We start from the raw sequence: 3,179 nt of genomic DNA on the forward strand, positions 1-3,179 counted from the left end.
GCACGGACGGGGGCGGGCGACTGGTGGGCGGGGGTCGGCACGTGTTGGGCGCCGGCCTGCCCGGGTACAGCGGCATGACCGCTGCTGCTCGGCGCATTGCGCGCCGGGGTGCTGTTCAACGGACCGACCCCTCCAAACCCGCGACCGTCCGGATGTCGAGAAGACCGAGTATTCATCATCGAGGGGTACGTTCACACGCCCTCAACATCACAACATCAGATCGGGCGAAGGTTTTTGTCCTACCGCCCGCGCAACCACAATGCCACGCTCGCGCCCCCTACCGGGGCGCGCGCTCCCCCGAGGCCCTCCGGTGGCATATGCAGGGAGTTCTACTCCGCGCCGGGAGTGCCCGGCAGCGCCTGCTCGAACCAGACCACCTTGCCCATCCCCTCGGCCCTGGCACCCCAGTGCAGGGCCAGCCGGGCGACCAGCTCCAGCCCGCGACCGCCCTCGTCCGCCTCGGCCGCGTGCCGTTCCCGGGGCGGGTCCGGCAGCGGGTCGGAGATCTCCACCAGGAGCGTCTCGCCGAGCGTCAGCCGCACCCCGATCGGCGCGCTCGCGTACCGGACGGCATTCGTGACCAGCTCGCTGACCAGCAGCTCGGCGGTGTCGGTGAGCTGCTCGACCCCCCACTCGGCCAGCGTCGCGCGGACCAGCCGACGGGCCCGGGAGACGGCGGTCGGCTCGGCGGGCAGGGTCCAGCCCGCCGTCGGGGTGCCGGCCTGCCCGTGGCCGAGCCGGGCCAGCAGCAGCGCCACGTCGTCCGGCTCCCGGCCCTGCTCCATGGTGCCCAGCACCGCCTCGCAGGCCGCCTGGATCGACGCGTACGGCTCCTGGAGCACGGTGACCAGCCGGCCGAGGCCCACGTCCAGGTCCTTGTCCCGGGACTCCACCAGGCCGTCGGTGCACAGCGCCAGCAGGCTGCCCTCGGGGATCTTCAGCTCGACCGACTCGAACGGGACCCCGCCGACCCCGAGCGGGGCGCCCGAGGGCAGCTCCAGGATCCGGCCGACACCGCCGAGCAGCGGGCCGCCGGTCCGGGTCGGTCCGTCCGACTCCTCCCCCGGCACCACCAGCACCGGCGGGATGTGGCCGGCCTTGGCGACGGTCAGGGTCGCAGTGGCCGGGTCGAACACCGCGTACACGCAGGTGGCGAGCAGGGCCTCGTCCGGCCCCTGGGCGAGGTCGTCGGCCAGCTCGTGGACGTGCCGCAGCAGCACGTCCGGCGGCAGGTCCAGGGCGGCCAGCACCCGGACGGCGGTGCGCAGCCGCCCCATGGTCGCGGCGGCCCGCAGACCGTGCCCCATCACGTCGCCGACCACCAGCGCGGTGCGGTCGCCGGGCAGCGGGATGACGTCGAACCAGTCGCCGCCGACCTCGGTGCCGCTGCTGCCGGGCACGTACCGGTAGGCGACCTCGACGCCGGTGGGCTGCGGCACCTGCTGCGGCAGCAGGGTGCGCTGGAGGGTGAGGGCGGCGGTGCGCTCCCGGGCGTACAGCCGGGCGTTGTCCAGCGAGGAGCCCGCCCGGTCCGCCAGCTCGACGGTGAACGCCAGGTCGTCCCGGTCGAAGCCCTCGCGGTAGCCGGCCCGGCTGACCAGCAGCAGTCCGATCACGATGCCCCGCGCCCGCAGCGGCACCACCAGCATCGAGTGCACGCCCAGGTCGTACGCCGCCTGCATCTTCGGGTCGCCGGCGTAGGTGATGTCGCTCAGCTGGTCGGCGCCCGAGAGCAGCTCGGGGACGCCGGTGCGCAGCACCCGGCCGCAGGCGGAGTCCTCGGCGAAGGTGATCCGGGCGCCGCGCCGCAGCATCACCTCGACCTCGGGGCCGTCCTGCACGGAGGCCGTGCCGAGCTGGAGCAGCGAGGTGCGGCGGTCGTGGCCGTGCCGGGGGAGGTCGTCACCGTGCGCGACGGCCTGGAGCAGGATCACGGCGGCGTGGTCGGTCAGCCTGGGCACCACCGCACTGGCCAGCTCCTGCGCGATCCGGGAGGCGTCCAGCAGGTCACCGACCCGGGAGCCGAACTCGTTGAGCAGCGACAGCCGACGGCGGGCGTGCTCGACCTTGGCCACCGCGCGATAACGCTCGGTCACGTCCATCACGGTGCCGGAGATGCCGAGGACCCGCCCGGAGCGGTCGGTCATCCGGCTGTAGGAGATCGAGCGGTACCCGGAGCGGGCGGTGACCGGGGAGGCGAGCGTGACGTCGATGACCGGCTCGCCGGTGGCCAGCACCTGGCGCTGGATCGCGGTGATCTCGTCGGCGGCGCGCTCGGGCAGCGTCTCGCCGGTGGTGCGGCCGACGTGGTCCTCCGGGGCGGCGCCGTTCATCTCGGCGAGGGTCTGGTTGACGGCCGTGTAGCGCAGCTCGGTGTCGAGGATCGCGATGCCCAGCGGGGACTGCTCGAAGAGCGCGTCCCGCACCGCGAGGTCGCGTTCCACCTCCCGGACGGCCGCCGCCTCGGCCAGGTTGACCTGGAGGAACGGGTTGCCGTCGCCGTCGACGAGGAGCGAGATCCGGGCGTCCACCAGCACCGGGACGCCCTCCCGGTCGCGCAGCTCGGCCAGGCCGGACCAGCGGCCGTGCCGCAGGGTGTCCTGGATCGCGGCCCGGATCCGGAGCACCTGGTCCTCGTCGGGGATCAGCTCGTCGATCCGGCGGCCGACCAGCAGCTCGTTGGGCCAGCCGAGCAGCTCCTCGGCGGCCGGGCTCCAGAGCGCCACCCGGCCGGCCGTGTCGAGGATCGCGATGGCCACCTTGACCACGTCGAAGAGGCTGCCGCCGGCCGTCCCGCCGGGGCCGGGGGCGGAGCCGGCCCGGCCCGGGGTCTCCGGGAGGGCGCGCGGCCCACCGGGGAACGGTCGGCCCGGGCGGCCCCGGGCGCCGGCCGGGGCGGCCGCGTCGGGCGCCGCCGGGGACTGCGCGGACCGGGCCGCGGGCGGGAGCGCACCCCCGGGGTCGGCCCGGGTGGCCGCCGCCGCGCGGTTCGCGCCGCGGCGCAGCCGGGCGCGGGCGGCGGCGCTCCCCCCGGTGCCCGCCCGGCGTGCTCCCCCACCGCCGTTCCCGCTCTTCGACACCGACGCGGCCTCCGGCTCTGCTCGGGATCGGCGTCGCCGGCTGGGGCGGCTCACCGATGGTGACGAATAGTGCCGAAAAGTGACATACCCAGCAGGACC

At 75.3% G+C, this 3,179-nt stretch carries 1 protein-coding gene; it reads right to left on the minus strand.

The window, feature by feature from the left end; genetic code table 11:
- Positions 1-329: 329 nt before the first annotated feature.
- Positions 330-3,080 (minus strand): SpoIIE family protein phosphatase, encoded by a 2,751-nt coding sequence (locus VR45_RS17700; protein ID WP_078896617.1) that lies wholly within the window; start codon positions 3,078-3,080, stop codon positions 330-332.
- Positions 3,081-3,179 lie beyond the last annotated feature (99 nt).

Source organism: Streptomyces sp. NRRL S-495 (genome assembly GCF_000966955.1).
Lineage (GTDB): Bacteria > Actinomycetota > Actinomycetes > Streptomycetales > Streptomycetaceae > Kitasatospora > Kitasatospora purpeofusca.